The sequence below is a fragment of the Erwinia aeris genome (assembly GCF_041224955.1).
Lineage (GTDB): Bacteria > Pseudomonadota > Gammaproteobacteria > Enterobacterales > Enterobacteriaceae > Erwinia > Erwinia aeris.
In genome coordinates this window covers 188,282-213,706 of record NZ_JBGFFX010000009.1, presented here as the reverse complement: position 1 = coordinate 213,706, position 25,425 = coordinate 188,282, and the positions used below count along the sequence as shown (strand labels likewise).

General features: G+C 55.8%; 24 protein-coding genes and 2 pseudogenes. 16 read left to right on the top strand and 10 right to left on the bottom strand.

Features of this window, described 5'->3' with window-relative positions; genetic code table 11:
* The 8 genes and pseudogenes from AB6T85_RS15930 to AB6T85_RS15895 form a co-directional block, all read left to right on the top strand.
* The coding region (locus AB6T85_RS15930; protein ID WP_369896103.1) for a DNA/RNA non-specific endonuclease at window positions 1-1,315 on the top strand (1,315 nt) is incomplete at its 5' end.
* A complete protein-coding gene (locus AB6T85_RS15925) occupies window positions 1,312-1,644 on the top strand; it encodes a hypothetical protein (RefSeq protein ID WP_369896101.1) in 333 nt (110 codons plus the stop codon). The genes AB6T85_RS15930 and AB6T85_RS15925, both read left to right, overlap by 4 nt.
* Window positions 1,645-1,822: 178 nt before the next feature.
* A pseudogene (locus AB6T85_RS15920) lies at window positions 1,823-2,920 on the top strand (VENN motif pre-toxin domain-containing protein); the annotation flags it as partial.
* Complete coding sequence (locus AB6T85_RS15915; protein ID WP_369896098.1) at window positions 2,907-3,164, top strand: hypothetical protein; 258 nt, start codon at window positions 2,907-2,909, stop codon at window positions 3,162-3,164. The pseudogene AB6T85_RS15920 and the gene AB6T85_RS15915, both read left to right, overlap by 14 nt.
* 430 nt (window positions 3,165-3,594) lie before the next feature.
* A pseudogene (locus tag AB6T85_RS15910) lies at window positions 3,595-3,996 on the top strand (hypothetical protein); the annotation flags it as partial.
* 5 nt (window positions 3,997-4,001) lie between these two features.
* A complete protein-coding gene (locus AB6T85_RS15905; RefSeq protein ID WP_369896097.1) occupies window positions 4,002-4,379 on the top strand; it encodes a CDI toxin immunity protein in 378 nt (125 codons plus the stop codon).
* Between the two features lie 144 nt (window positions 4,380-4,523).
* Window positions 4,524-5,087 carry an Ail/Lom family outer membrane beta-barrel protein gene (locus AB6T85_RS15900; RefSeq protein ID WP_369896096.1) on the top strand — a complete coding sequence of 188 codons (564 nt, stop codon included), beginning with the start codon at window positions 4,524-4,526 and terminating at the stop codon, window positions 5,085-5,087.
* Between the two features lie 94 nt (window positions 5,088-5,181).
* Complete coding sequence (locus tag AB6T85_RS15895) at window positions 5,182-5,742, top strand: immunity 42 family protein (RefSeq protein WP_369896095.1); 561 nt, start codon at window positions 5,182-5,184, stop codon at window positions 5,740-5,742.
* 25 nt (window positions 5,743-5,767) lie between these two features.
* Here the strand turns inward: AB6T85_RS15895 and AB6T85_RS15890 are convergent, their stop codons facing one another.
* Complete coding sequence (locus AB6T85_RS15890; RefSeq protein WP_301251724.1) at window positions 5,768-6,115, bottom strand: SymE family type I addiction module toxin; 348 nt, start codon at window positions 6,113-6,115, stop codon at window positions 5,768-5,770.
* A gap of 431 nt (window positions 6,116-6,546) precedes the next feature.
* Between AB6T85_RS15890 and gvpU the strand changes: the two genes are divergently transcribed.
* Window positions 6,547-6,975 (top strand): gas vesicle accessory protein GvpU, encoded by a 429-nt coding sequence (gene gvpU, locus AB6T85_RS15885; RefSeq protein ID WP_369896093.1) that lies wholly within the window; start codon window positions 6,547-6,549, stop codon window positions 6,973-6,975.
* A 127-nt stretch (window positions 6,976-7,102) separates the two neighbouring features.
* On the opposite strand, the gene mfd is transcribed toward gvpU, so the two are convergent.
* Together mfd and AB6T85_RS15875 are read right to left on the bottom strand one after the other, a co-directional pair.
* A complete protein-coding gene (gene mfd, locus AB6T85_RS15880) occupies window positions 7,103-10,546 on the bottom strand; it encodes a transcription-repair coupling factor (RefSeq protein WP_253454560.1) in 3,444 nt (1,147 codons plus the stop codon).
* 77 nt (window positions 10,547-10,623) lie between these two features.
* On the bottom strand, window positions 10,624-10,833 hold the full coding sequence (locus tag AB6T85_RS15875) for a hypothetical protein (protein WP_125289634.1): 210 nt from the start codon (window positions 10,831-10,833) through the stop codon (window positions 10,624-10,626).
* A gap of 247 nt (window positions 10,834-11,080) precedes the next feature.
* Between AB6T85_RS15875 and lolC the strand changes: the two genes are divergently transcribed.
* The 5 genes from lolC to cobB are packed head-to-tail and all read left to right on the top strand — an operon-like array spanning window position 11,081 to window position 15,975.
* Window positions 11,081-12,280, top strand: coding sequence for a lipoprotein-releasing ABC transporter permease subunit LolC (gene lolC / locus AB6T85_RS15870; RefSeq protein ID WP_253454559.1), 1,200 nt, complete (start codon window positions 11,081-11,083; stop codon window positions 12,278-12,280).
* Window positions 12,273-12,977, top strand: a complete 705-nt coding sequence (gene lolD / locus AB6T85_RS15865; RefSeq protein ID WP_125289636.1) for a lipoprotein-releasing ABC transporter ATP-binding protein LolD — start codon at window positions 12,273-12,275, stop codon at window positions 12,975-12,977. Before lolC ends, lolD begins: the two co-directional genes overlap by 8 nt.
* Window positions 12,977-14,221, top strand: a complete 1,245-nt coding sequence (lolE, locus tag AB6T85_RS15860; protein ID WP_253454558.1) for a lipoprotein-releasing ABC transporter permease subunit LolE — start codon at window positions 12,977-12,979, stop codon at window positions 14,219-14,221. Before lolD ends, lolE begins: the two co-directional genes overlap by 1 nt.
* Window position 14,222: 1 nt before the next feature.
* Window positions 14,223-15,134 (top strand): N-acetylglucosamine kinase, encoded by a 912-nt coding sequence (gene nagK, locus AB6T85_RS15855; RefSeq protein WP_369896092.1) that lies wholly within the window; start codon window positions 14,223-14,225, stop codon window positions 15,132-15,134.
* Between the two features lie 10 nt (window positions 15,135-15,144).
* Window positions 15,145-15,975 carry a Sir2 family NAD+-dependent deacetylase gene (gene cobB / locus AB6T85_RS15850; RefSeq protein ID WP_369896090.1) on the top strand — a complete coding sequence of 277 codons (831 nt, stop codon included), beginning with the start codon at window positions 15,145-15,147 and terminating at the stop codon, window positions 15,973-15,975.
* Between the two features lie 134 nt (window positions 15,976-16,109).
* Here the strand turns inward: cobB and AB6T85_RS15845 are convergent, their stop codons facing one another.
* Together AB6T85_RS15845 and AB6T85_RS15840 are read right to left on the bottom strand one after the other, a co-directional pair.
* Entirely contained in the window at window positions 16,110-16,418 is a 309-nt protein-coding gene (locus tag AB6T85_RS15845; protein ID WP_253454555.1) for an EthD family reductase, read from the bottom strand.
* A 211-nt stretch (window positions 16,419-16,629) separates the two neighbouring features.
* A complete protein-coding gene (locus tag AB6T85_RS15840) occupies window positions 16,630-17,805 on the bottom strand; it encodes a benzoate/H(+) symporter BenE family transporter (protein ID WP_369896089.1) in 1,176 nt (391 codons plus the stop codon).
* A gap of 94 nt (window positions 17,806-17,899) precedes the next feature.
* Between AB6T85_RS15840 and AB6T85_RS15835 the strand changes: the two genes are divergently transcribed.
* Window positions 17,900-18,505: a helix-turn-helix domain-containing protein gene (locus AB6T85_RS15835; protein ID WP_301251731.1), complete on the top strand. Its 606-nt coding sequence runs from the start codon at window positions 17,900-17,902 to the stop codon at window positions 18,503-18,505.
* Window positions 18,506-18,573: 68 nt separating this feature from the next.
* A complete protein-coding gene (gene pepT / locus AB6T85_RS15830) occupies window positions 18,574-19,809 on the top strand; it encodes a peptidase T (protein ID WP_253454552.1) in 1,236 nt (411 codons plus the stop codon).
* A 37-nt stretch (window positions 19,810-19,846) separates the two neighbouring features.
* Here the strand turns inward: pepT and AB6T85_RS15825 are convergent, their stop codons facing one another.
* The 5 genes from AB6T85_RS15825 to hflD form a co-directional block, all read right to left on the bottom strand.
* Window positions 19,847-20,974 (bottom strand): ribosomal protein uL16 3-hydroxylase, encoded by a 1,128-nt coding sequence (locus AB6T85_RS15825; protein ID WP_253454551.1) that lies wholly within the window; start codon window positions 20,972-20,974, stop codon window positions 19,847-19,849.
* A 96-nt stretch (window positions 20,975-21,070) separates the two neighbouring features.
* A complete protein-coding gene (gene phoQ / locus AB6T85_RS15820; protein ID WP_369896088.1) occupies window positions 21,071-22,531 on the bottom strand; it encodes a two-component system sensor histidine kinase PhoQ in 1,461 nt (486 codons plus the stop codon).
* Complete coding sequence (gene phoP, locus AB6T85_RS15815) at window positions 22,531-23,199, bottom strand: two-component system response regulator PhoP (RefSeq protein WP_125289645.1); 669 nt, start codon at window positions 23,197-23,199, stop codon at window positions 22,531-22,533. The genes phoQ and phoP overlap by 1 nt, the downstream gene beginning before the upstream one ends.
* A 148-nt stretch (window positions 23,200-23,347) precedes the next feature.
* A complete protein-coding gene (gene purB, locus AB6T85_RS15810; protein ID WP_125289646.1) occupies window positions 23,348-24,718 on the bottom strand; it encodes an adenylosuccinate lyase in 1,371 nt (456 codons plus the stop codon).
* An 18-nt stretch (window positions 24,719-24,736) separates the two neighbouring features.
* Entirely contained in the window at window positions 24,737-25,378 is a 642-nt protein-coding gene (gene hflD / locus AB6T85_RS15805) for a high frequency lysogenization protein HflD (RefSeq protein ID WP_125289647.1), read from the bottom strand.
* Window positions 25,379-25,425 lie beyond the last annotated feature (47 nt).

The window sequence follows — 25,425 nt, the reverse complement described above, 5'->3', positions numbered from 1 at the left end:
CAGCGATATCGTGAGGACGCAGGGCCAGATAGCCGGCGAGAAGGCGAAGCTGGACCCGAAACTGCTGGCGGCAGCCGTTGCGGGCGGTGCGGCGCCGTATCTGGCGGAGCTGATACATAAAGCGACCACCACCACGGATGCAAACGGCAAAGAGGTGGTGAACGTCGAGGCAAACCTGATAGCGCACGCGGTGCTGGGCGCGGCGGGCGAGTATATCGCGCAGCAGCTCTATCCGGGCGTGGACCGTGCAGACCTGAGCGAGGAGGAGCGTCAGACCATCAGCGCGCTGGGGACGCTGGCGGCGGGGCTGGCGGGCGGGCTTGCCGGGGGCAGTGCGGGCGGTGCGGTGACGGGCGCGCAGGCCGGGAAGAATGCGGTTGAGAATAACTGGCTGAGCAGCAAACAGATAGATGCCTGGTCCGCTGAAATGAAGTCCTGTCAGGCTGGAGGCGCTGACTGTGGCGGCATTATCAAAAAATACGAAGAGCTAAGTACCACACAGCAGAAGCAACTAATAAGCGACTGTGCAACCAACCCGACAACCTGTCAGCAGAAATACGGCGACGTGCTGGCCGACAGCATGGCGGTGAAGCATGCAATAGATCGGGCAATGGGCGAAGACATCCCGATCAAGATGGTCTACGATCTGACGGCGACCTGGGCGCACCAGATGGACGCGGACGGGATCGTTGCCAGCAATAAAATGTCTGAGCAGGTCATGGCGAAATATGGCCTCGATCAAGCTCAGGCTGATATTATTGCGGGCGTAGCGTTAAGTGCGCTGGGAGGCGTGAGTAAAGGAAGTAAACTTCCTACAGCTGCCGCAAAAAATATCGTTATTGTTGACCCCGGTAAGAAAGGTGCGTGGAATAAGACACTGAATAAACCAGAACCCAATACGGTCTATCAGGTTGATGGAAATAAAACCTATCATACTGATGATTTGAGCCGCACAACAAAGGTGAATGCCTCACTAAGCCTGTCCAAAAATGACCGAAACACCTATCAGCAATGCAAGGCTGGTAAATGTGGTAATAATGGTGATGAAGGTGGTCATTTAATTGCCAGCATATTCAATGGACCTGGTGAAAAGCTTAATATTTTTCCTATGGATGGAAATCTTAATAAAAGTCAATGGAAAAAAATGGAGAACTCATGGGGTACCGCATTGAAAGAAGGCAAAACGGTTGATGTCAATATTCAACCAATATATTCAGGTAACAATATAAGGCCAGATAGGGTAATTGTTCAGTACTCAGTTGATGGAGGTAGACCTGTTAACGTTGATTTCAAAAATTCCCCAGGAGGCAAATGATGCAGGATAAAAATTTTGAGCAAAAAATAGGTCAAATTTTGTATGAGTGTGGACCTGGAAATGCAAAAAAAATCATAGCAAGAGCTAAAATCTTTAATGAAAATGATGGTGGGGAATATGAATTCGATTATTTAGATGAAAATGGAGAACTGGGCTGGTTTTCCCCTGATGGAAGGGCTGTTGCTGATTTGACAGATGCTTTACTTGCTTATAAGTCTTTCTTTTTAGATAACAATTTGACTAATGGTAAACCTGTTTGGACAGGCTGCGAAATAACGGTCGATATACAAGCCGGAAAAATAAACATAAATCTTCAATATGATGACTAATAAAGATCCCGGCCAGGCCGGGATTTTACCTTATAACCAGTCAGTTACCTCAGACAGGCCGCCACTCAACCATCCCATCCGGGATCTTCCGTGGCCGCTTCTGCGGTGTGGCGATCGAGCTGATACATAAAGCGACCACCACCACGGATGCAAACGGCAAAGAGGTGATTAACGTTGAGGCAACCTGACAGCGCACGCGGTGCTGGGCGCGGCGGTGGCGCAGGCGTCGGGCGGTTCGGCGCTGGCGGGAGCGTCAGGCGGCGTGGCGGGCGAGTATATCGCACAGCAGCTCTATCCGGGCGTTGACTGTGCAGACCTGAGTGAGGAGCAGCGTCAGACCATCAGCGCGCTGGGGACGCTCGCGGCGGGGCTGGCGGGCGGGCTTGCCGGGGACAGTGCCGGCAGTGCGGTAACAGGCGCGCAGGCCGGGAAGAATGCGGTTGAGAATAACTTCCTCAGCGCCACATCCTCAGACAGGCTTGATAAGGCTATTGAGAAAATCAAACAGGGTGATAAATCACTGGCGGCGGCTAATGAGCTGATAAAGCTTGAAAATGCCGACAAACGCAGCGATGCGCTGGTATCCAAATTCACTAAAGACCCTGCCCAGATGAACAGCACAGAGCGGGCTGAGCTGGCAGGTTATCTGCGAGTTTACGCGGCTGAGATGGAGAAGGAATACGGTCCGGCCGTGTCGCAGGAACTGGTTAAAGGACTGCTGTCGGAACAGAACTATGTGAAACGAAATCCTGACTCTGAAGCGATGAGCAAGGCTCAGTCGATAATGAATACCTGGGGTTACCATAAATCGAACGCCAGTATTAGTGATGCGCCACTGATATTTGGTGGAAGCGTGCTGGGAATGACTGTGAAAGGTATGGCAGCAAATGCAGCAATCGGTGTGGGAGTGAATGCTGGCGTTCAGCTTGCCGGAAAAGATCCGTTCAGTTACGTCGATGTCATTATGGCGGGAGTCACAGCAGCCGCGACAACAGGAAAAGGCATCATTGCTTCAGCTCCTATCAATGTGGGCGGTGCAGCGATAGGAAGCGGGATTAAGGGAGAAGAACCGCTTAACTCTATGGCTGGTGCGGCTGCGGGTACTGTCATTGGTGGCGTAGGCGGTAAAATAATAAAAGGGGTCGGCTCAAAGCTTGGAAAAGATGCAGTGTCTGATTTAACAGGTACGGTTCTTGGTGGTTACATAGGTGAGAAAACAGGGAATGCTGTAAAAGATGAACTCGATAAAAAGGATAAAACCGATGCTAAAAAATAATCTATTTAGTTTGGTCAAACTGATATTGTGTTGCCTGACTTTATTTTTCATTGGCGATGTTATAGCTGAACTACTTGCATCTGTAATTTTTTATTTTAAAAAGGGCTTTTTCCCCTTTAGTTGGAGTGATTTTTTTTCATCTTTCTTTGAGTCTGGATATGTCGGTGGCCTCATTTTGGGTTTTGGGATCTGGATAAAAATCTGGTTAAAGGAGAGAAAAAGCCAGAAAGCTCCACCTGAATGAATGCTCGATTCCAATCCCAGTAGCCAGGCTTGTAGTTGAGAATAATGCATTAAACGTTAAGCAGAATCAGTCCCGTGTTCAGGAAATGATACAGTGTCAGGGTGACAAGTCTTGTGAGGGAACCGTCACTGAAAAATATAAGCAGATTTCAGCCGCACAACAGAAGCGAGTTGTTGAGTGTACGGGCGCTAAGGACTGCGTTGATAAGGCAAACGAAGTCAGCAGATTGCAGACCGAATATGCTAACCGCACCAGTGAGCTGCTGGAAAAAGCGCGAGCTAATAGCGGACTGAGCGCGGCAGATCAGAACGAGCTTTCAATCCTTCAGGTGACAACTATCCAGCTTGAAGCAGACAGAAATGCGGCGATTCATAATGCATTGATGTCTGGTGATTCACCTGAAGCGAAGCAGCTTGCGATGAATTCGCTGGCTCAGGCTGTGGGGATGAGTGCTGCAGGGATCGCTGCTGGGCTCGGGAAAATTAATACTGGTACACAACCAGGAAATCGAATAGAACAAACACTTTCCCCTGAGAAAAATTGGGAGAACGCCCGAAATAAAGCATTGGATATTGTCGGTAATCTGGGTGCTGATTCTAAACCTGTGATTGGGCGGTTGGAAGTAAGTGCTGGAAATGGGAAAGTTATTGGGCGGCAATCCAGCGACGGTAAAATTGGTTGGCGTGTTGATTATGATCCAGACAAAGGCACTCATATTAATATATGGAATTATTCTCAAGGTAAGGGGCCAGGAAAAGCGGTTAAGCAGGTCATACCATTTGAGGGTAACGAAAAAGTTTTTGAAACGATATTGAAGCAGCTAAACAGGTAGAGAACATGACGTTATTTGAAGAGTGTCAAAAAGCGCTTAGTGCTGATTTCGAAATTATTGAAGGCCAGAAAAAGAAAGAAGTTGTTGATATCCTTAATAAATATCCTTTTGCAAGTGGATCCATTTCCTGGTCGGAAATTGACCATTCCGATCATGAAAATATTGATGATTTACTGAATAGAAGTCCTATGAGAAATGCTGATGTATTCGTTCTTGTAGATGACGCAAATATTCCTGTTTTCAGGACAAATTTGAGTTTAATTGCTGAAAATATCTACGATGTTACAGCTTTATCACCAAGGTTATTCATTTTCAATGATGAAATAATATTGCAGCCTTTATTTCCAACTGAAATGTTTCGTTTGGGAATAATGCTTAAATAAAAGGCAGTCTGCAGATCATGGCGGGAAATACCCGCCTGGCGAGTAAAAAAAACTATTTTTTTAATGACGTATCGGCAAGAAATTTAGTACAATCCCATCTCAAATACAGGGATTTAATCAACTCAGTAAAAAAGGGAATGAGTAATGAAAGTAAAAATTACCGCATTGGCATTAGTTTGTAGTGGCCTGTTGGTCAGCACCGGCGTATTGGCTGACAGCCATACTTTGTCGGTTGGCTATGCACAGAGCAAGGTCGAAGATTTTAAAAATATTCGCGGCGTCAACGTTCAGTACCGCTATGAATGGGATTCACCCGTCAGCATTATCGGTTCCTTTAGCTATATGAAAGGCGATGACAGCTATTCTGAAAGGGTTGAGGCTTTTGACGATATTAGCGGTTATGATGGCAAAACGGATGTGAAATATTACTCGTTTATGGCTGGCCCGGCCTGGCGTATTAACGACTACGTCAGCCTCTATGCCCTTGCCGGTATGGCGCATACAAAAGTAGAAGACAAAACGACCTATCTTTCTGCGTATTCAGAAGAGGATAATGCAAGCAAAACGTCGTTTGCTTATGGTGCTGGCGTGGCTATTAATCCGACAGACTATCTTTCCGTAAATATCGGTTATGAAGGCACGCGAGTTAAATTCAATGATGACGTAGCGATAAACGGTTTTAATATCGGTCTTGGGTATCGTTTCTGATTTCTCCCTGTATGAACCCCGGCTAAACTGTCGGGGTTTATTACCTCGAATAGCTATTGAAACGAAATGATTCAATTAACAATGAGCGTAGAAAATGTTTTTTGGTGATCCTTATCGTTTTGCCATATTTGCTGAATGTATTCCTGACTGGAATCCTCCTTCAGGCTCTTTCTACAATGGGCTTTTCTACTACAGTATTGACGGCAACTTTTTCCCGCAGGATTTAAGGACGGCAACGCTCTGTGTGGATGTTAATACACTCCTGGATCCCGCTAATGCCCTGTACACGCCGCCGATAAATGCAGAGGTGTTCGCTATGCCCGCGCCTGACGCTTTCAAATATTTATATAGTCTGACCTGGCCAGAAAGCACGGCAGAGGAGGAGTACCCGGAAGGGGATCCTGTTTACCGTGCAGATACAGAAAATATTTCCGAAAGCGGCGCCTCTGTTTTTGCTGTTTCCGATGGCAAGATGGTCAGGATCCTGGCAGCCAGAACGCAGCGCCTTGTGCAAAAAAAGGATAGCGACCGCTATGAATGGGTCGATAAAAAGGCACTGAACATTGCTGAAATCACCCTTGCCAGCAGTGAAATAGCGGCAATTCTGGATAAAATAAAAAATTATTATTCTTCCCTTACGCCATTACCTGAATAAGCTTGTCCTGACAAGCCAGGATGGCTTACACAAAGCCCCCGTTACTCCGCCTGAACACTGGTGCATCGTCGCTATCCTGCAACGCGCCGGGGAAATCCTTTATCCACTGCTTCACCTTTTTATGATTGATATGCGCTACGCTCAATCCCTCAACACAGCCCCACAGCTCGCGGCCGTTTTGCGCCGTGATCACAATACATTCCGGCATCACGCGTACTTTCAGCGGCATCCCTTCGGCAAAGCCTGCCTGCTCTATCCACTCGCCGCGTAAAAATATTGCTCGGTGCGCGGCGCGGCTGTAAAACTCGCAGCGAGTGGTCGGCTGCGGCGCTTCAGTTACGCGCGGTTCTGACTTACAATCCTTCTTAGCCATGATTAACTCCCAAACAGTTATTTGTGGTTAGCGGTGATAGCGGGCTCCACCCCGTTATTACCGCGCTAAAAACATCTCTCTTCTCCTTCTTCCTGTCTTCCCTCATTGCTTAAATATACGCCTTCTCCTGTGCAAACTCGCTGAAAACGCAACGATAAAATGCGAGGCAGTTCCACAAACTGCATTAATGTTTTTCTCTGACGTACCTCGCTTGGTTAATATCTTTTTTTACCATTGCTGAAACCGATTTCTGTGCCGGACGACAGGCTATTCAACGATAAATAACGGCAAGTCGGGGCGGACAGGCAATCCTCGCCAGACGGTCAGCGGCGGAAAATCGGCGATCGGCGTCCGACTGGTCAGCGACCCGTTCTCCACTAAACTCATTAAGGTAGTTGATAGATCCCCTTTATAACGGCAAGGAGAACGGCATGTCTGAACAAAGTGAAATGACTAACGTGTTCGCCAGTAAAATGCGCGACGCCGATCTGAACTTTATCGCTAATATCGCCAGTAAATTGGGCGTCGGCCTGGGCGTTACGCTGTTTGTAAAAGGCGCGCTGGTAACGGGCAACACCATTTCCGGTAAGGAATATTACGAGAAAATCGTCGAGTTTTTTGGCGACGCGCAGGAAGGCACGGTAGAGCAGGCGATAGCGAATTATTTTAAACGCACCGGCGAGGCGTACTACACGCCGGAAGATGACGACGCGTCAGTGCCGCTTAATTTTTTGCATCTGAAAGATGTCGCCTTCCGGTTAGGATCGGAAAAGTTCTCGCATCATAAAAACGGGCTGTTAAGGATTAAAATAGAAGAGATAGATGGCTTTATGTTGGGCATTTCGTCGAACGAAGAATAGCGCGGCGTGCAGAGTTTTAGCGGAGAATAATCGTGTTAGCCTGTTATGCTCAGGCTAACCGTGCACCTGTTCGGTAAAGCACGCCGTTGCAGCCTGCTGAGGGCAGGCGGCAACGGCAGCAGACGCATCAGGCGGCGTTTTCCAGCACCTGCGTCATAAAGTCGCGCACCCATTTCACCCGCAGCTTGCGCTCGGCGAGGTCGCGCACAAACTTCAGCTTCGTTGGGCCGTCAAGCCGCCAGTTCTGCGGCTCTTTTTGCAACAGGCCAATCAGCCAGGACGGGTCGGCTTTGTTTTTCTCCGCAAACTCGATAAAACCGCCTTTCTCGCTCGCTTCAACGCGCCGGATGCCAATTTTCTTCGCCAGCAGGCGCAGCGTGGCGATATCCAGCAGGTTGCGCGCCGGGTCCGGCAGCTGGCCGAAGCGGTCTATAAGCTCCACTTTCAAATCGTCCAGCTCGCCTTCCTGCTGCGCGCTGGCGATGCGCTTATAGAACGACAGGCGGGTATTCACATCCGGAATATAATCGTCCGGCAGCAGCGACGGCATCCGCAGTTCGATATCGGTCTGGCTGTTGGTCAGATCTTCCAGCGACGGCTCACGGCCTTCCTTCAGCGCGTCCACGGCGTTTTCCAGCAGCTCCATATACAGCGAGAAGCCAATCGTCTCCATCTGGCCGCTCTGATCCTCGCCCAGCAGCTCGCCCGCGCCGCGAATTTCCAGATCGTGCGTTGCCAGCGCAAAACCGGCGCCCAGATCCTCCAGCGAGGCGATCGCCTCCAGACGCTTGTGCGCGTCGGTGGTCATCGCTTTTGGATGCGGTGTCAGCAGCCACGCATAGGCCTGATGATGCGAACGGCCCACGCGGCCGCGTAGCTGATGCAGCTGCGCCAGGCCAAAATGGTCGGCGCGCTCGATAATAATGGTATTCGCGGTCGGGATATCGATGCCGGTTTCAATAATCGTGGTGCAGACCAGCACGTTAAAGCGCTGATGATGGAAATCGTTCATCACCCGTTCCAGATCGCGCTCGCGCATCTGGCCATGCCCCACGGCGACGCGCGCTTCCGGCACCAGCTCCGCAATGCGATGGGCGGCTTTTTCGATGTTCTCCACATCGTTGTAAAGGTAATAAACCTGGCCGCCGCGCAGCACTTCACGCAGGATAGCTTCGCGTACCACCAGATTATCGAACTCGCGGACAAAGGTTTTCACCGCCAGACGACGGGCAGGCGGCGTGGCGATAATCGACAGGTCGCGCATGCCGCTCATCGCCATATTCAGCGTGCGGGGGATAGGCGTCGCGGTCAGCGTCAGAATATCAACATCGGCCCGCATCGCCTTGATGCGCTCTTTATGGCGCACGCCGAAGCGGTGCTCTTCATCCACAATCAGCAGCCCCAGATCGCGCCATTTGATTTCGCTTTGCAGCAGCTTATGGGTGCCGATCAGAATATCAATTTTGCCTTCACGCGCTTCTTCCAGGATCTGCGCCTGCTCTTTTGCGCTGCGGAAACGGGAGAGCATTTCAATGCGCACCGGCCAGTTGGCGAAGCGATCGCGGAAGTTATCGTAATGCTGCTGGGCGAGCAGGGTGGTCGGCACCAGCACCGCAACCTGCTTGTGGTTCTCTACCGCGAGGAAAGCGGCGCGCATCGCCACTTCGGTTTTACCAAAGCCGACGTCGCCGCACACCAGGCGATCCATCGCCAGCGGCTGGCACATATCGCTGAGCACCGCGTTAATCGCCTGCGCCTGATCCGGCGTGGTTTCAAACGGGAAACTGTCGCAAAACAGCTGATACTGCTCGCGATCGTGCTTAAAGGCAAAGCCCGCTTTTGCCGCTCGCTGAGCATAGATATCCAGCAGCTCGGCCGCCACGTCGCGGACTTTTTCCGCTGCTTTCTGCCGCGCGCGCGACCAGGCATCGCTGCCGAGCTTGTGCAGCGGCGCGTTTTCGTCCGCGCCGCCGGCATAGCGGCTAATCAGATGCAGCGAGGAGACCGGCACGTAGAGTTTGGCGTCTCCGGCATAGGTCAGCATCAGGTATTCCGCCGTGATGCCGCCGGTTTCCAGCGTGGTCAGGCCAATATAGCGGCCGACGCCGTGCTCAAGATGCACCACCGGCTGGCCGGGATGCAGCTCGGCCAGGTTGCGGATCAGCACGTCCGGGTTGATAGAGCGGCGCGTGTCCTGACGGCGGCGGCTGACGCGCTCGCCCAGCAGATCGCTTTCGCAAATCAGCGCGCGATTGCGCAGGCTGTCGATAAAGCCGTGCTCGCTGGCGCCGACAATCAGGTAAGCGCCGGGCTGCTCCGCCTCATGCAGCGCGTGAATGGTCTTCGGCACCAGCTTGATGCGGGCCAGCAGCTCCTGAAGCGCCTCGCGACGGCCTTCGCTCTCTACCGAAAAAATCACCGGGCCGCTGAACGATTCCAGAAAACGACGCAGCGCATCCAGCGGCGCTTTCGCCTGCGCCTGGACGGCCAGGTCGGGCAGCGGCTGATAGCCCAGGTTAGTGTTGACGGCTTTTTCCGGCAGCGCCTCGTTTTTCAGCTGCACGCGCGGCCAGTTTTTCAGCTCGCTGAACAGTTCGTTGGTGCGCAGCCACAGCTTTTCCGGCGGCAGCAGCGGACGCATCGGATCGACGCGACGGTTTTCAAAGCGCGCCATCACTTCCTGCCAGAAGCGTTCCGCTGCGCCTTCCAGATCGCCGGTGTTAATCAGCAGCGTATTGGCTGGAAGATAGCTGAACAGCGCGGGCAGCGACTGCTCAAAAAAGAGCGGCTGCCAGTATTCGATACCGGACGGCAGCGTGCCTTTGCTGACCTGCTGGTAAATGTGCTCGGCCTCGCGTCGGACGTCAAAGTGCTCGCGCCACTGGGTGCGGAACAGCTCAATGGCCGCTTTGTCCGTAGGAAACTCGTGCGCGGGCAAAAGATTGATCGCCTCGACCTCTTCCAGCGTGCGCTGGCTGTCGACGTCGAACAGGCGCAGGCTGTCGATTTCATCATCGAAAAAGTCGATGCGGTAAGGCTGCTCGCTGCCCATCGGATAGAGGTCCAGCAGCGCGCCGCGCGTGGCGTATTCGCCGTGCTCCATCACCTGATCGACGTGACGGTAGCCTGCCTGCTCCAGCTGGGAACGCAGCGTATCCCGCGACAGGCGCTGGCCCTTGCGCATCACCAGCGCATGGCCATGCAGAAAGCTGTGCGGACAGACGCGCTGCATCAGCGTGTTAACCGGCAGGATCAGCACGCCTTTTTCCAGCGAGGGCAGATTATAAAGCGTGGAGAGACGGGAAGAGATGATTTCCTGATGCGGCGAAAAGCTGTCGAAAGGCAGCGTTTCCCAGTCGGCCAGCGTTAATACCGGCTCATCGGTAAACTGGCGGATTTCATCCTGCAGCCGCAGCGAGGTTTGCATATCCGGTGCGATAAGCATCACGGGGCCGCCGTGTCGCGCCAGGATTTCAGCACATTCCACCGCACAGGCGGCACCGGTTAATTGTCCCAGCTGGCGCTGGTCGCCTGCTTTTGCTGGCAGGGTATATCGGGCTTGTTCAGGCATAGTCAGTTAGTCGGTCTCTTCACATAAAGGGAGAGCAGAAAACGACGCGTTTCCTGTTCGGCTAACCGAGTATACCTCTATTTCGGCGATTGTTGGGTGTAGTGCATTCTGGGTCGGTCAATGTTTGCCCAAATGAGTTCTTTTTCGCCGTGATAGCTGTGATTGCCATCGTCCCACTTCACGTAATAGCCCGCCGGCGCATCGCCCTGTTCAAACACGTTGACGACCAGTCCTTTAATTTCGCCCGTTTTATGCCGGACAATACTGCCTTTTTCATACTTTGACATTATGACCACTCCCGCCTTTACTCTACGCTGCTCCCTTTAAGGGATAATTAAGTCTATGCCCTTTTTTGCGTAATAATTGAGTAATTAACGGTCGTTTTTAGTGTGATATTTCGCCAATAAAAGCGCGTGTCGCAAGAGATAACAAAACTTAGCAAAAGAGTCAGCGGCTTAGAGGTTCCATAACGCCGGGCTAACCTTTATCATCTTCGATCACTTTTTGCCTTATTACCGCCAGAAGACGGATTACATGTATCAACCTGTCGCGTTATTTATCGGCCTGCGTTATATGCGCGGGCGAGCATCAGACCGCTTCGGGCGGTTTGTATCCTGGCTTTCCGCCATCGGCATCACGCTGGGGGTGCTGGCGCTGGTCACCGTGCTGTCGGTGATGAACGGCTTTGAACACGAGCTGGAAAAAAGCACCTTAAACCTGATGCCCCAGGCGCTGATTAGCAGCGAGAAAGGCTCGATCGACCCGCAGCAGGTGCCGGCGGATTCGCTGCAGCTGAAAGGCGTCAGTCGCGTCACGCCGCTGACCACCGGCGACGTGGTGCTGCAAAGCGCCCGCAGCGTCGGCGTCGGCGTTATGCTGGGCATCAACCCTGACGAGCCGGATCCGCTGACGCCGTATCTCGCCAATGTGAAGCAGAGCGACCTACAGCCCAATCAGTACCGCATTATCGTCGGCGAACAGCTGGCGGAACAGCTTGGGCTGAAGCGCGGCGACCAGCTGCGGCTGATGGTGCCGTCCGCCAGCCAGTTTACGCCGATGGGGCGGCTGCCCAGCCAGCGCCTGTTTACCGTTATCGGCACGTTCGCCGCCAACAGCGAGGTGGACGGCTATCAGATCCTGGTCAACCAGCAGGACGCCTCGCGCCTGATGCGCTATCCGGCTGGCCATATCACCGGCTGGCGGCTGTGGCTGGACAAACCTCTCCAGGTGGATACGCTCAGCGAGCAGAAGCTGCCGGACGGCCTGGTCTGGAAAGACTGGCGCGAGCGCAAGGGCGAGCTGTTCCAGGCGGTGAAGATGGAGAAAAACATGATGGGGCTGCTGCTCAGCCTGATTGTCGCCGTCGCCGCGTTTAATATCATCACCTCGCTGGGCCTGCTGATTATGGAAAAGCAGGGCGAAGTGGCGATCCTGCAAACTCAGGGGCTGACCCGCCGGCAAATTGTGCTGGTATTTATGGTGCAGGGCGCAACCGCCGGCATCGTTGGCTCGCTGGTCGGCGCGCTGCTGGGCGTGCTGCTTGCCAGCCAGCTGAATAATCTGATGCCGCTGATCGGCATCTTCCTGGATGGCGCGGCGCTGCCCGTCGAGATTTCCGCCGTTCAGGTGGCCACCATTGTTGTTATCGCGATGGCCGTGGCGTTGCTTTCCACGCTCTATCCCTCCTGGCGCGCCGCCGCCGTTCAACCCGCTGAGGCTTTACGTTATGAGTAACCCGATTCTGTTGCAGTGCGACAACCTGTGCAAACGCTACCAGGAAGGCAGCGTCCAGACAGACGTCTTGCGTAATGTTTCTTTCAGCGTGGCGCCTGGCGAAATGATGGCGATTGTTGGCAGCTCCGGCTCCGGCAAAAGCACCCTGATGCACTTGCTGGGCGGGCTGGATACGCCAACCTCCGGCGACGTGGTGTTTAACGGCAAGTCGCTGAACGGCATGTCTTCGTCGGCAAAGGCGGAGTTGCGCAACCGCGAGCTGGGCTTTATCTATCAGTTCCACCATCTGCTGCCCGATTTCAGCGCGCTGGAAAACGTCGCCATGCCGCTGCTGATTGGCAAGGCCAGCAAGGCGCAGGCCGAGGCGAAAGCCATTGATATGCTGCGTGCGGTTGGTCTGGAAAAGCGGGCGGCGCACCGGCCTTCCGAGCTTTCGGGCGGGGAACGGCAACGCGTGGCGATTGCCCGCGCGCTGGTAAACAATCCGCGTCTGGTGCTGGCGGATGAGCCGACCGGCAACCTGGACGCGCGCAACGCCGACGCCATTTTCGATCTGCTGGGCGAACTGAACGTGCGTCAGGGCACCGCTTTTCTGGTGGTGACGCACGATCTGCATCTGGCGAAGCGGCTTAACCGCCAGATGGAAATGCGTGACGGCGTGCTCAGCGAAGAACTGACGCTGGCGGGCATGGCGTAATGGCAAGTTCTCTTTCTCTGCTCCTGGGCCTGCGCTTCAGCCGTGGGCGCCGTCGCGGCGGTATGGTATCGCTGATTTCAGCGATCTCTACGGTTGGCATTGCGCTGGGCGTGGCGGTGCTGATTATTGGCCTCAGCGCCATGAACGGCTTCGAACGCGAGCTGAATAACCGCATTCTGGCCGTGGTGCCGCACGGTGAAATCGAACCGGTCAACCAGCCCTTTACCGGCTGGCAGTCGCTGCTGCCGAAGGTGGAGCAGGTTCCGGGCATTGCGGCGGCTGCACCCTATATCAATTTCACCGGCCTGATTGAGAGCGGCGCAAAGCTTCAGGCGATCCAGGTTAAAGGCGTCGATCCGCAGCAGGAAACCAAACTGAGCGCGCTGCCTGCCTATGTGCAGAATAATGCCTGGCAAAGCTTCGGCGCGGGCAAGCAGCAGATTATTTTAGGTCAGGGCGTCGCCAACAGCCTGAAGGTAAAGCAGGGCGACTGGCTGACTATTATGATCCCCAACAGCGATCCCGAACATAAGCTGCTCCAGCCGAAACGCGTGCGCCTTCAGGTCAGCGGCATTCTGGCGCTGAGCGGGATGTTGGATCACAGCCTGGCGCTGGTGCCGTTGCAGGATGCGCAAAATTATCTGGCGATGCGTGACAGTGTCACGGGCATCGCGCTGAAGATGACCAATCCGTTTGCCGCGCAGAAGCTGGTGCGGGACGCGGGCGAAGTGACGCACGCCTATGTCTATATCCGCAGCTGGATTGGCACCTACGGCTATATGTACCGCGACATCCAGATGATCCGCGCCATTATGTATCTGGCAATGGTGCTGGTGATCGGCGTGGCCTGTTTTAACATTGTCTCCACGCTGGTCATGGCGGTGAAGGACAAGAGCGGCGATATCGCGGTGCTGCGCACGCTGGGCGCCAGGGACGGACTGATCCGCGCTATTTTTGTCTGGTACGGGCTGATGGCTGGCCTGCTGGGCAGCGTCAGCGGCGTGGTGGTCGGCGTGCTGGCGGCCTTTAACCTGACGCCGATTATCCACGGTATCGAAACCTTAACCGGCTACCACTTCCTGTCCGGCGATATCTATTTTATCGATTTTCTGCCGTCAGAAGTGCACTGGCAGGATGTGGGCATCGTGCTGCTTACCTCGCTGCTGCTGAGCCTGATCGCCAGCTGGTATCCGGCCAGACGCGCCAGCCGCATCGATCCGGCGCGCGTGCTGAGTGGGCAGTAGCATGTATTACGGCTTTGACGTCGGCGGCAGCAAAATCGCGCTTGGCGTCTATAACGAGCAGCGCCAGCTTATCTGGAGCCAGCGCGCCGCCACGCCCACGCATGATTACGCGCAGCTGCTCGACAGGCTGGCGGCGATGACGGACGAAGCCGATAAGTTCTGCGGCACGCGGGGCAGCGTCGGTATGGGCATCCCTGGGCTGCCCGTGCCGGATGACGGCACGGTCTTTACCGCCAACGTGCCGGCGGCGCAGGGACAGCGCCTGCAGGCGGATCTGAGCCAGCGGCTGGGGCGGGAAGTGCGTATTGATAATGACGCCAACTGTTTTGCGCTGTCGGAAGCCTGGGACGACGAGTTCAAAGCCTATCCGGTGGTGCTGGGGCTGATCCTGGGCACCGGCGTGGGCGGCGGGCTGATAGTGGAAGGCAAACCGCTGACCGGACGCAACTTCGTCGCAGGCGAGTTTGGCCATATGCGGCTGCCGCTGGATGCGCTGGAAGTGCTGGGCCGCGACGTGGCGCAGCCTCTCTGCGGCTGCGGCAAGCGCGGCTGTATCGAGCCGTGGCTTTCCGGGCCGGGCTTTGCCCGCCTGTGGCGGCTGCATAATCAGTCAGATCTCAGTGCGCCGGAAATCGCCAGCCGTTATTATCAACGGGACGAGCAGGCCATAGCCCATACCGCCCGCTATCAGGCGCTGTTGGCCGTTTGCCTGGCAAACTGGCTGACGCTGGTGGATCCGCATCTGGTGGTGCTGGGCGGCGGGCTGTCTGGTTTTGGCGCGCTTTACGACGGGCTGGAGCAGCAGGTGGCAACGCATCTGCTGCCGCGAGCAAAGCCGCCGCGTTTTGCCAAAGCCCGCCATGGCGATGCAGGCGGCACGCGCGGCGCCGCTTTTTTGCACATTAAGGATTAGAGGATTTAACATGCGTACACCCCGTCGCCGGCTGAGACTGGCTCGCTACAAGAAAACCCGACGCAAGGTGCAGCAGCGTTTGCGTCAGCGCATTTTCGAACGCGACCGCAATCTGGAGATCGCCATGCATCCTTTACCGCGAGTTGTTGTCCTGACCGGCGCAGGTATCTCTGCCGAGTCGGGGATCCGCACTTTCCGGGCTGCCGACGGCCTGTGGGAGGAGCACAAGGTGGAAGACGTGGCGACGCCGGAAGGCTTCGCGCGCGATCCGCAAAAAGTGCAGGCGTTTTATAACGCCCGCCGTCGCCAGCTGACCAGCGGTGATATCCAGCCCAATGCGGCGCATACAGCGTTGGCCGAGCTGGAGGCCGCGCTGGGCGACCACTTTCTGCTGGTAACGCAAAATATTGATAACCTGCACGAACGCGCGGGCAGCCGTAACGTTATCCATATGCACGGCGAGCTGCTGAAGGTACGCTGCGTCTCCAGCGGCCAGGTGCTGCACTGGCAGGAAGACGTTAAGGAAGACGATCGCTGCCACTGCTGTCAGTTCCCGTCGGTGCTGCGGCCGCACGTGGTGTGGTTTGGCGAAATGCCGCTACAGATGGATGAGATCTATCAGGCGCTGGCGCAGGCGGACTACTTTATCGCTATCGGCACCTCCGGCCACGTCTATCCGGCTGCGGGCTTTGTGCATGAGGCGAAACTGCAGGGCGCCCACACCGTCGAGCTGAACCTGGAGCCAAGCCAGGTCGGCAGCGAATTCGAAGAGAAAGAGTACGGACTGGCAAGCGAGGTGGTGCCGGAATTTGTGCAGCGTCTGCTGGCGAAGATCAAGTAACCCATGCCATATGGGACGGCAACCTGCCGTCCTTTTTCTGCATGGCTTTTGCGATTGTGTATATGATTGCCGTTACGTTTCTCAGGCAGAAATAAGGCTCAGGCGGGATTTCTCCCCGCCTTTTTTCGCTCGTGTTACGCCACGACTTCAGAAATCCACTTCACTGACGTGATATTGGTGAAGTTTGCCACATCACCCACAATCTCATCGATATGGCCTTCCATGCCTTTTTGCAGATCCTCGACAGAGCGGCAAACCAGATGGCAGGCGGCAACATAGGGTGCTGGCGTACCTTCAGGTGTGCCAATGATTTTGTCGATGGAGAAGGACACCAGATAGTCGCCCATCCTTGCCTGGATCAGCGGCAGATGCACATCGCGATAGTAGTCATGATCGAACTCACCGTTTTCAACGTTCGGGTATAACACGCTATATTTAATCAAATTTCACCTCTTTGGTTGCGCCCGGCACGCAGCGCGCCGGGTAATCCTCATTATAGCGAGGAGGCCCGCAAGGTGATTAGCGCTCTGAGTCACGACTGTATCTGTGCTTTGCCTTTGGCAGCGTGGCTGATACAGCAGGCCGTGCGCATAGTCTCTGGCGCAACGGCAGTCACGCCAGCCGGTAAAATAGCGCTCAAATCGGCAACCCGTCTTAGCGGCGTGGCAAACAAAAAACCAGATGCGCCACTATCCCACCCACCAGCCCCCAGAACGCCGCGCCAATCCCCAGTAGCGACAGGCCCGACGCCGTGATCAGAAAGGTAATCACCGCCGCGTCACGTTGTTTATCCTTCGCCAGCGCGCGCTGCAGGCTGCCCGCTATTGTTCCCAGCAGCGCCAGCCCGGCGAGGGTATGAATAAGCGCAGGCGGCAGCGCGCTGAACAGCTGACCAATCGCGCCGCCAAACAGGCCCGCCAGCAGATAGAAAAAGCCTGCGCAGACCGCGCCCCAGTAGCGACGCTGCGGATCGGGATGCACGTCCGGCCCCATACAGATTGCCGCCGTAATGGCCGCGATACAGACGGAAAAACCGCCGAAAGGAGAGAGCAGCAGCGAAGCCAGCCCGGTCCAGCTCATCAGCGGCGAAACGGGCACCGGATAGCCTGCCGCTTTCAGCGTGGCGATGCCGGGTGCATTCTGTGAGGCCATCGTCACTATAAAAAAGGGAACGCCAATGCCGAGCAGCGATGACCAGCTAAAATGCGGCGCGATAAATGCCGGCACGGCAAAGGTCAGCGGCTGCTGCGAAAGGTGGATCTCTCCTTTTATCGCCGCGACGGCCAGACCCACCAGCAGCGTCAGCACAATGGCGTAGCGCGGCAGAAAACGGCGCGCTAACAGGTAAGCCAGGCACATGCTGGCCGTCAGCGTAAAATCAGGCTGCAGCGAGGCGAAAGCATCCAGACCAAAACGCAATAAAATACCCGCCAGCATGGCGGCGGAAATCGCCTGCGGAATATGGTTCATCAGGCGTGCAAACAGGCCGGTCACGCCGCAGAGAAAAATCAGCCCGGAAGCAAAGATAAATACGCCGATGGTTTCCGGCATCGGCGTGCCGGGCAGGCTGGTGACCAGCAGCGCCGCGCCCGGCGTGGACCAGGCCGTCAGCACGGGCGCGCGATAATAGATCGACAGCCCAATTGAGGTCACGCCCATTGCCAGACCCAACATGCTTAGCCAGCCGCCAGTCTGCGCCGCCGTTGCGCCGGCGGCCCCGGCGGCCTGGAAAATAATGGCGGCAGAGCTGGTGTAGCCCACCAGCACCGCGACAAATCCCGCCACCACGGCAGGAAAAGCCAGGTGACGTAAAGAAAAGGCAGGACGCATGATCCTCTCCCGATTGACCGTTATAACGCACAAGCTAGCACTGTGCGCTATAACGCACAAGTGTTATGCTAAGGAAAAAAACGGGGGAGTTTTGATGCCACAAACACTACCGGAACCTGGTCGTATTCTGAGAGCGCTGCGCCTGGCGCGCGGCTGGAGCCTGACGGAAGCCGCCGTGCAGACAGGCGTCAGCAAAGCGATGCTTGGCCAGGTAGAACGCGGCGAATCCAGCCCAACCGTGGCGACGCTATGGAAGATAGCGACCGGTTTTAACGTGCCTTTCTCGCATTTTATTGCCGACCCAGCCCCTGAGAGCGCCTTTCTTCGCAGCGTAGGAACCGATGGCTGGCGACAGCAGCATACGACCATGCAGGCCAGCCCGCTGTTTCCCTTCGATCGCCAGTTGGGTTTTGACATGCTGGTGGTTGAGCTGGCCGCCGGCGCGCTCAGCGAGTCTTCCGCCCATGAGCGCGGCGTAATTGAACACGTTGTCGTTATTGAAGGCGAACTCCGGCTGGCGACCGGCGCGCAATGGCATACGCTTAAAGCAGGCGAAGGGCTGCGTTTTCAGGCCGATACGCCGCACAGCTACCGCAATGACGGCACAGCGCCGGTGCGTTTTTACAGTCTGATCCACTATCCGTGCGCCTTTAGCCTTCCGGGCGGGGGCGCGCCGAAGCCGCAGGATCCGAGCAGGTAACTGACCTGACGCAATAAACGTCGGGCAAAATAACAGATAATAACCGTCCGCACTCAGAGGGAAGGCAGATGACAAATTTACTCGAACGCTTCTTGCACTATGTTTCATTCGACACGCAGTCCAAAGCACATGTTCGGCAGGTTCCCAGTACGGAAGGGCAATGGCGGCTGGCTCGTGAGTTAAAACAGGAGCTGGAAGCGCTGGGGCTGAGCGACGTCACGCTGAGCGGGCACGCCATCGTTATGGCGACCCTGCCTGCAAACGTTGCCTGGCCTGTACCAACCATCGGGTTTATCGCCCATATGGACACGTCGCCGGACTTTACCGGTAAAAATGTTAATCCGCAGATCGTTGAGAACTATCGCGGCGGCGACATCGCGCTGGGCATTGGCGATGAGGTGCTGTCGCCGGTGATGTTCCCCGTGCTGCACCGCCTGACGGGCCACACGCTGATCACCACCGATGGTAAAACGCTGCTGGGCGCGGATGATAAAGCGGGCGTGGCGGAGATCATGACGGCTATCGCCCGGCTGAAAAGCGAGAACGTGCCGCATGGCGATATCCGCATCGCTTTTACCCCGGACGAAGAAATAGGCAAAGGCACCAGCTGTTTCGACGTGGCGGCTTTTGGCGCCGAGTGGGCCTATACCATCGACGGCAGCGATCTGGGCGAGTTTGAATATGAGAATTTCAATGCCGCTTCCGCTACCGTGAAGATTGTCGGCAACAACGTGCATCCCGGCAGCGCTAAAGGCGTAATGGTCAACGCGCTGGATCTGGCGATGCGTTTTCACGCCGCCATGCCGGAAAAAGAGGTGCCGGAGCAGACTGAAGGCTATGAGGGCTTTTACCATCTGCACGGTATCAAAGGCAGCGTGGATAAAGCGGAGCTGCACTACATCATCCGCGATTTCGACCGCGACAGCTTTGAAGCCAGAAAACAGGTGATGAAAGATATCGCCGCCACGCTGAGCGAGGGCAAACAGCCGGGCGTCAGCATTGAGGTGCAGACGGAAGACAGCTATTACAACATGCGCGAAAAGGTCGAAGTGCATGCGCATATTATTGAGCTGGCGCTACAGGCGATGCGGGAAAGCGGCGTGGAGCCGGTGACGAAGCCGATACGCGGCGGGACCGACGGCGCGGCGCTGTCGTTTAAGGGACTGCCTTGCCCGAACATTTTTACCGGCGGCTATAACTATCACGGCAAGCACGAGTTCGCCTCGCTGGATATTATGGAAAAAACGGTGACGGTGATTATGCGCATCGCGGCGCTGACGGCGGAAAAAGCGAAAAAATCCTGAGCAAGTAAAAACGGCCCTGAAATCAGGGCCGTTACGGTTATTCTTCTTCGCTGAAGTACCAGTAGCCGCTGTTAACCAATGCCGCCAGCTGCGCCAGGAAAGACGGATCGTCCAGCGCCTCGCCCAGATCCGCCGCGTGCACGGAATGCTGATTCGCTAACACCCGCAATGCGTCCGGCCGCTGCGATTCAAGCTGCTCGCCGTTAACGAACACGGCATCGCCAATAGACAGCACGCGCAGGCCGCCCAGACGTTGCAGGCTGTCGCCCTGTTGCAGCGCGTCGTAAATCTCATCCGGCTGGTAAGGGGGTTCCGGCGGCGCCACATCCAGTTCGTGGCGGGACTGGGAGATAAACTCGCCAAACCACTGGTTAAAGTGTTCCGGCTGGTTAATCACTTCCAGCATCATTTCGCGGATACCGTCCAGCTCCTGCGGCAGAATTTCTGCGGTATTTTCACGCGCTGGCACGTCCGGATCGGTAAAGCGACGGCTGCCCAGCTCGCGCGACAGCACATAGTCCGCAAAGCCGCTAATCAGCTCGCGGCCGCTTGGCGCGCGGAAGCCAACGGAATAGTTAATCGCGCTTTCCAGCGAGTAGCCTTCGTGTGGGAATCCTGGCGGAATATAAAGGATATCGCCCGGTTCCATTTCCTCATCAATAATCGCGTCGAACGGCTCGACCTGTAGCAGGTCCGGATGCGGACAGTGCTGCTTCATGGCCACTTTTTCGCCCACGCGCCAGCGGCGACGGCCGGTGCCCTGAATGATAAAGACATCGTACTGATCCAGATGCGGACCAACACCGCCGCCGGGCACGGAGAAGGAGATCATCAGATCGTCAGTGCGCCAGTCCGGCAGAAAGCGGAAAGGGCGCATCAGCGCGGCCGAAGGCTCGTGCCAGTGGTCGACCGCCTGCACCAGCAGCGACCAGTTGTTTTCGCCAAGGTGGTCAAAGCTTTCAAACGGCCCGTGCGCGACCTGCCACTTGTCGTTGTCATGACTGACCAGGCGGCTGTCGACCTCGTTTTCCATCGCAAGACCGGCCAGCTCGTCCGGCGAAATAGGATCGACAAAATTTTTAAAGCCGCGCTTGAGCACGACGGGACGCTTTTGCCAATAGCGCTGGATAAAATCGGGCCAGTTGAGATCGAGCTGATAATCCATAATGGGTCTTCCTGAAACGCTGAATTTCATCGATTATAACAGTCGGAAAGGATGGCAGGGAAAAGCATTTGCGGCCGTCGCCGCAAATAGCCGCCTTCAGGGTTTTTCGCCGACCACTTCCTGACGGCGGAAGATGGCTTCCATTCGGGCGCCGCCCAGTTCGCTGGTGGTGGCGATGATATCGCCGGCATACTGCTCCACGATATCGCGCGCTACGGCCAGACCAATGCCCTGGCCGGGACGCAACGTGTCGGCGCGCTGACCGCGAATAAAAATCATATCGCGTTTGCTTTCCGGAATGCCCGGCCCGTCGTCTTCCACGATCAAATGCAGCTCATCGTCGGTCTGGCGCCCGCGGATTTCCACAAATTCCAGGCAGTACTTGCAGGCATTATCCAGCACGTTACCCAGCACTTCCATAAAGTCATTTTGCTCGCCGACAAAGGTAATTTCCGGCGAGATATCCAGCGTCAGCTCCACGCCTTTCAGCTGATAAACCTTGTTCAGTGCCGAACAGAGGCTGTCCAGCAGCGCCGGCACGGAATGCAGCTCGCGCTTCAGCACGTTGTGATCGGCCTGCATGCTGGCACGGTGCAGATAGTAGCCGATCTGCTGCGAGATGCGGCTGATCTGCTCCAGCATAATAGGTTCGGCCTGCTCGACGGAAAGGTTGCGGCCGCCGCGCAGCGAACGCAGCGTGGTTTGCAGCACCGCCAGCGGCGTTTTCAGGCTGTGGGTCAGATCGCTGAGCGTGGTGCGATAGCGGGTGTAGCGCTGACGCTCGTTATCCAGCAGGAAATTCAGGTTGCGCACCAGGCTTCGCAGCTCCTGCGGCGTTTCGTCGGCCAGGGTTTCGCGCGTGCCGTGCTCCAGCTCGCGCAGCTGTGCGGCCAGCAGGCCTATCGGCCGCAGGCTCCAGTGCGCGGCCAGCCACAGCAAAGGAATGACCAGCAGCAGGTTGACCAGCAGCACATAGCTGAACCACGACCATACCACGTCGGAATGCTGCAGCTCCTGAGGAATAGAATCCACCACGACCACGGTCAACGCCGGAAGGGTCGGCGTCGCCGCGTAGCGGTTTACCGCTACCGAGTGGGTAAAAGTGTCGTTGTTATCGTCGTCATAGGCGGTCAGCTTATTTTGCGCTTCCTTATTATCGCCCAGCGCCTGGCGACTGATGTTGTTATCGGCATCAATTTCATAGAAATCAGCGCGCTTAAGCCATTCTCGCTTGATGCGAGAACGGATCTCCGGCACGTCGCGCAGCTGCCACAGCAGCTTGCCGTCCTCGTTATAGATAAAAACCAGGGTAGGGAAGTTAAGCGATACCCGCTCGGGCTGGGCAATGGTTAACTGGTTATTCTGCCACTGCGCCAGCGTAAAAAAGAGATTGCTCTCCGCGCGCATTACCCGGTAGGTGTTTTTATCAAAACTGACCACGTAGCCGACAACGGCCACCATGCCATAAGAGAGCGACAGGATCAGCACGACCGCCGCCGTAGCTAACAGAAAGCGGGCGCGCAGTGAAAAAGGCGTATCAGGACGAAGTAACGTCATTAAAGATCGAACCGATAACCCTGCCCGCGGACGGTGGTGATCACATCCTGCGGCCAGACGGCCTGAATTTTTTTACGCAGGCGCCCCATCAATACGTCGATGGTGTGGCTCTCACGCAGTTCAGCGTCGGGATAAAGCTGGAGCATTAGCGAATCTTTGCTGACGACCTTACCGGCATTGCGGATCAGCGTTTCGATAATGGTGTATTCAAAAGCGGTCAGCTTAATTTGTTGCTCGTTGACGCTCAGCTCGCGCCGCGACAGATCGACCTGAAAAGGCGCCAGCGAGATGATTTGTGAAGCCAGGCCGCTGTTGCGCCGCATCAGCGCCTGCATACGGGCCACCACTTCTTCAATATGAAAAGGCTTGGTCACGTAGTCATCGGCACCGGCTTCCAGCGCTTCTACCTTAGCCTGCCAGCCTTCGCGAGCCGTCAGCACCAGGATCGGCTGTTTGACTTCCAGACCGCGCCAGCGGCGGATCATCGTCATGCCGTCTTCATCCGGCAGGCCTAAATCGACCAGGGTAATATCGGGGGTATGTTCGGTAAGAAAATAGTCAGCTTCTTTGGCATCTTCCGCCGCATCTACCTGATGGCCCATTTCGCGCAGCTGCACGGCCAGATGATGACGCAGTAAGGGATTATCTTCCACAATCAATACGCGCATAACATTATCCTTTCAGTAGATTCGGTCAAAGACCGGGGCCGATTACGATCTGAGGAAAGTATAGGTTAAAGCAGCTAAACAATAGATTAACACAGGCCGACTTGCGTCGGCCTTCTGATGTAGCGCGAACCAGACGGCGCGCGGAAAATTACGGCAGCTCGTCGACCATCTGCACCGCGCGGCCCAGATAGTTGGCCGGCGTCATCAGCTTCAGGCGGGTTTTCTCTTCTTCCGGCAGCGCCAGCCCGTCAATAAAGGCTTTCATCCCCGCGGCATCCACGCGCTTGCCGCGCGTCAGCTCTTTCAGTTTTTCATAAGGTTTTTCAATACCGTAACGGCGCATCACGGTCTGGATCGGCTCCGCCAGCACCTCCCAGTTGTGATCCAGTTCGTCCAGCAGACGATCGCGGTTCACTTCCAGTTTGGACACGCCTTTCAGCGTCGCCTGATAGGCGATCAGCGCATAGCCCATGCCGACGCCCAGATTACGCAGCACCGTGGAGTCGGTCAGATCGCGCTGCCAGCGGGAAACTGGCAGCTTGCTTGCCAGGTGCTGCATCACGGCGTTAGCCAGACCCAGGTTGCCCTCGGAGTTTTCAAAGTCGATCGGGTTGACCTTGTGCGGCATGGTGGAGGAACCAATTTCGCCCGCAATGGTTTTCTGTTTGAAATGATTCAGCGCGATATAGCCCCACACGTCGCGATCGAAGTCGATCAGAATGGTATTGAAGCGCGCGATGCAGTCAAACATTTCGGCAATGTAGTCGTGCGGCTCGATCTGGGTGGTGTAGGGGTTCCAGGTAATGCCCAGCGAGGTGACGAAGCTTTCGCTCATCTGGTGCCAGTCCACTTCCGGGTAGGCGGCGATGTGGGCGTTGTAGTTGCCGACCGCGCCGTTGAGTTTACCCAGCACCTCGATGCGCTCCAGCTGACGCAGCTGGCGCTCAAAGCGGTAGGCGACGTTCGCCATCTCCTTGCCGAGCGTGGAAGGCGTGGCGGGCTGGCCGTGCGTACGGGAAAGCAGCGGAATATCGCGATACTGTACCGCCAGGTCTTTAACCGCCGCGATAATTTTGTTCCAGTAGGGCACGATGACTTCACGACGCGCAGTGTTAAGCATCAGCGCATGCGAGAGGTTGTTGATATCTTCAGAAGTACAAGCGAAGTGAATAAATTCAGATACGGCGTGCAGCGCGGCAACCGGCTCTACTTTCTCTTTCAGGAAATACTCAACCGCTTTGACATCATGGTTGGTGGTACGCTCGATGGTTTTAATACGCGCGGCGTCTTCTTCGTTGAAATTAGCGACAATGGCATCAAGGTAAGCGTTTGCGTCAGCGTCAAATGCAGGAACTTCCTTGATCTCTGCGCAGGCGGCCAGTTTCTGTAACCAGCGTACTTCAACCTCAACGCGGAATTTCAGCAGGCCAAATTCGCTGAAAATAGCGCGCAGCGGGCTGACTTTGTCGCCATAACGGCCATCAATAGGGGAGACGGCAGTCAGAGAGGATAATTCCATCAGTGTAACTCCTGAAGATTAAAGAGGTTGGGGACAACGGGATAAAATTTGTTTCGCCTCTTTCACAAGGCGATTGCGTGAAAACATCAGCTGCAGGCGGCCGCCGCCTACCTGATGCCAGAGTACGGCGGAGCGAATACCGGCCAGCAGCGCGGCGCGGACTTTGCTCTGAATTTGCGAGTTTTGCAGCACGGCGGGCGAGCCGGTGACCTGGATACGCGGGCCAAGCGGGCTAATCACATCCACATAGATGGCGGCCATAGCGCTCAGCAGCGTATCGGATTCCAGGTCGTAATGCGCCAGCTGGCGATCCAGCTGCGCAATGCGTTTTGAGAGTTCGTCCAGCGCGGTTTTACTGGCGCTCAGCTTGCGCTCCAGCACCATCATGCTCAGGGTGTAGCGCGTCAGCTCCGCGCCCGCGCCGTGACGGCTGCTGCTGTTCAGCACGGCAATCAGCGTCTCCAGCCCGAAGCGCAGGTTCTCTTCTTTGCCACCGTAAACGGCGAGCGTCGAGGAGGGGTTGAGATCGACCACGCTCGACAGCGACACCTTTAGCGACTCGGGCGGGCAGTGTCCCTGATGCGCCAGCTGCTGCACCAGGTGCGCGCCCTGGCAGATGCCCGCGAGGGCCAGCGTAATGTCGTAATAATTTTTCGCCACGGTAACTCCTGTATGCGCCGCCGGACAGAGGCCCGCCCGGCATAACC

What these genes read in the sequence shown, in the direction of transcription:
- AB6T85_RS15825 (WP_253454551.1), bottom strand. Translation starts at nt 20,974, where the DNA reads ATGGATTATCAGCTCGATCTCAACTGGCCCGATTTTATCCAGCGCTAT.
- gvpU (WP_369896093.1), top strand. Translation starts at nt 6,547, where the DNA reads ATGTCTGAACAAAGTGAAATGACTAACGTGTTCGCCAGTAAAATGCGC.
- lolE (WP_253454558.1), top strand. Translation starts at nt 12,977, where the DNA reads ATGGCAAGTTCTCTTTCTCTGCTCCTGGGCCTGCGCTTCAGCCGTGGG.
- AB6T85_RS15835 (WP_301251731.1), top strand. Translation starts at nt 17,900, where the DNA reads ATGCCACAAACACTACCGGAACCTGGTCGTATTCTGAGAGCGCTGCGC.
- pepT (WP_253454552.1), top strand. Translation starts at nt 18,574, where the DNA reads ATGACAAATTTACTCGAACGCTTCTTGCACTATGTTTCATTCGACACG.
- phoQ (WP_369896088.1), bottom strand. Translation starts at nt 22,531, where the DNA reads ATGACGTTACTTCGTCCTGATACGCCTTTTTCACTGCGCGCCCGCTTT.
- AB6T85_RS15905 (WP_369896097.1), top strand. Translation starts at nt 4,002, where the DNA reads ATGACGTTATTTGAAGAGTGTCAAAAAGCGCTTAGTGCTGATTTCGAA.
- nagK (WP_369896092.1), top strand. Translation starts at nt 14,223, where the DNA reads ATGTATTACGGCTTTGACGTCGGCGGCAGCAAAATCGCGCTTGGCGTC.
- AB6T85_RS15895 (WP_369896095.1), top strand. Translation starts at nt 5,182, where the DNA reads ATGTTTTTTGGTGATCCTTATCGTTTTGCCATATTTGCTGAATGTATT.
- lolC (WP_253454559.1), top strand. Translation starts at nt 11,081, where the DNA reads ATGTATCAACCTGTCGCGTTATTTATCGGCCTGCGTTATATGCGCGGG.
- mfd (WP_253454560.1), bottom strand. Translation starts at nt 10,546, where the DNA reads ATGCCTGAACAAGCCCGATATACCCTGCCAGCAAAAGCAGGCGACCAG.
- AB6T85_RS15915 (WP_369896098.1), top strand. Translation starts at nt 2,907, where the DNA reads ATGCTAAAAAATAATCTATTTAGTTTGGTCAAACTGATATTGTGTTGC.
- AB6T85_RS15890 (WP_301251724.1), bottom strand. Translation starts at nt 6,115, where the DNA reads ATGGCTAAGAAGGATTGTAAGTCAGAACCGCGCGTAACTGAAGCGCCG.
- purB (WP_125289646.1), bottom strand. Translation starts at nt 24,718, where the DNA reads ATGGAATTATCCTCTCTGACTGCCGTCTCCCCTATTGATGGCCGTTAT.
- AB6T85_RS15925 (WP_369896101.1), top strand. Translation starts at nt 1,312, where the DNA reads ATGATGCAGGATAAAAATTTTGAGCAAAAAATAGGTCAAATTTTGTAT.
- AB6T85_RS15900 (WP_369896096.1), top strand. Translation starts at nt 4,524, where the DNA reads ATGAAAGTAAAAATTACCGCATTGGCATTAGTTTGTAGTGGCCTGTTG.
- lolD (WP_125289636.1), top strand. Translation starts at nt 12,273, where the DNA reads ATGAGTAACCCGATTCTGTTGCAGTGCGACAACCTGTGCAAACGCTAC.
- AB6T85_RS15875 (WP_125289634.1), bottom strand. Translation starts at nt 10,833, where the DNA reads ATGTCAAAGTATGAAAAAGGCAGTATTGTCCGGCATAAAACGGGCGAA.
- cobB (WP_369896090.1), top strand. Translation starts at nt 15,145, where the DNA reads ATGCGTACACCCCGTCGCCGGCTGAGACTGGCTCGCTACAAGAAAACC.
- AB6T85_RS15840 (WP_369896089.1), bottom strand. Translation starts at nt 17,805, where the DNA reads ATGCGTCCTGCCTTTTCTTTACGTCACCTGGCTTTTCCTGCCGTGGTG.
- phoP (WP_125289645.1), bottom strand. Translation starts at nt 23,199, where the DNA reads ATGCGCGTATTGATTGTGGAAGATAATCCCTTACTGCGTCATCATCTG.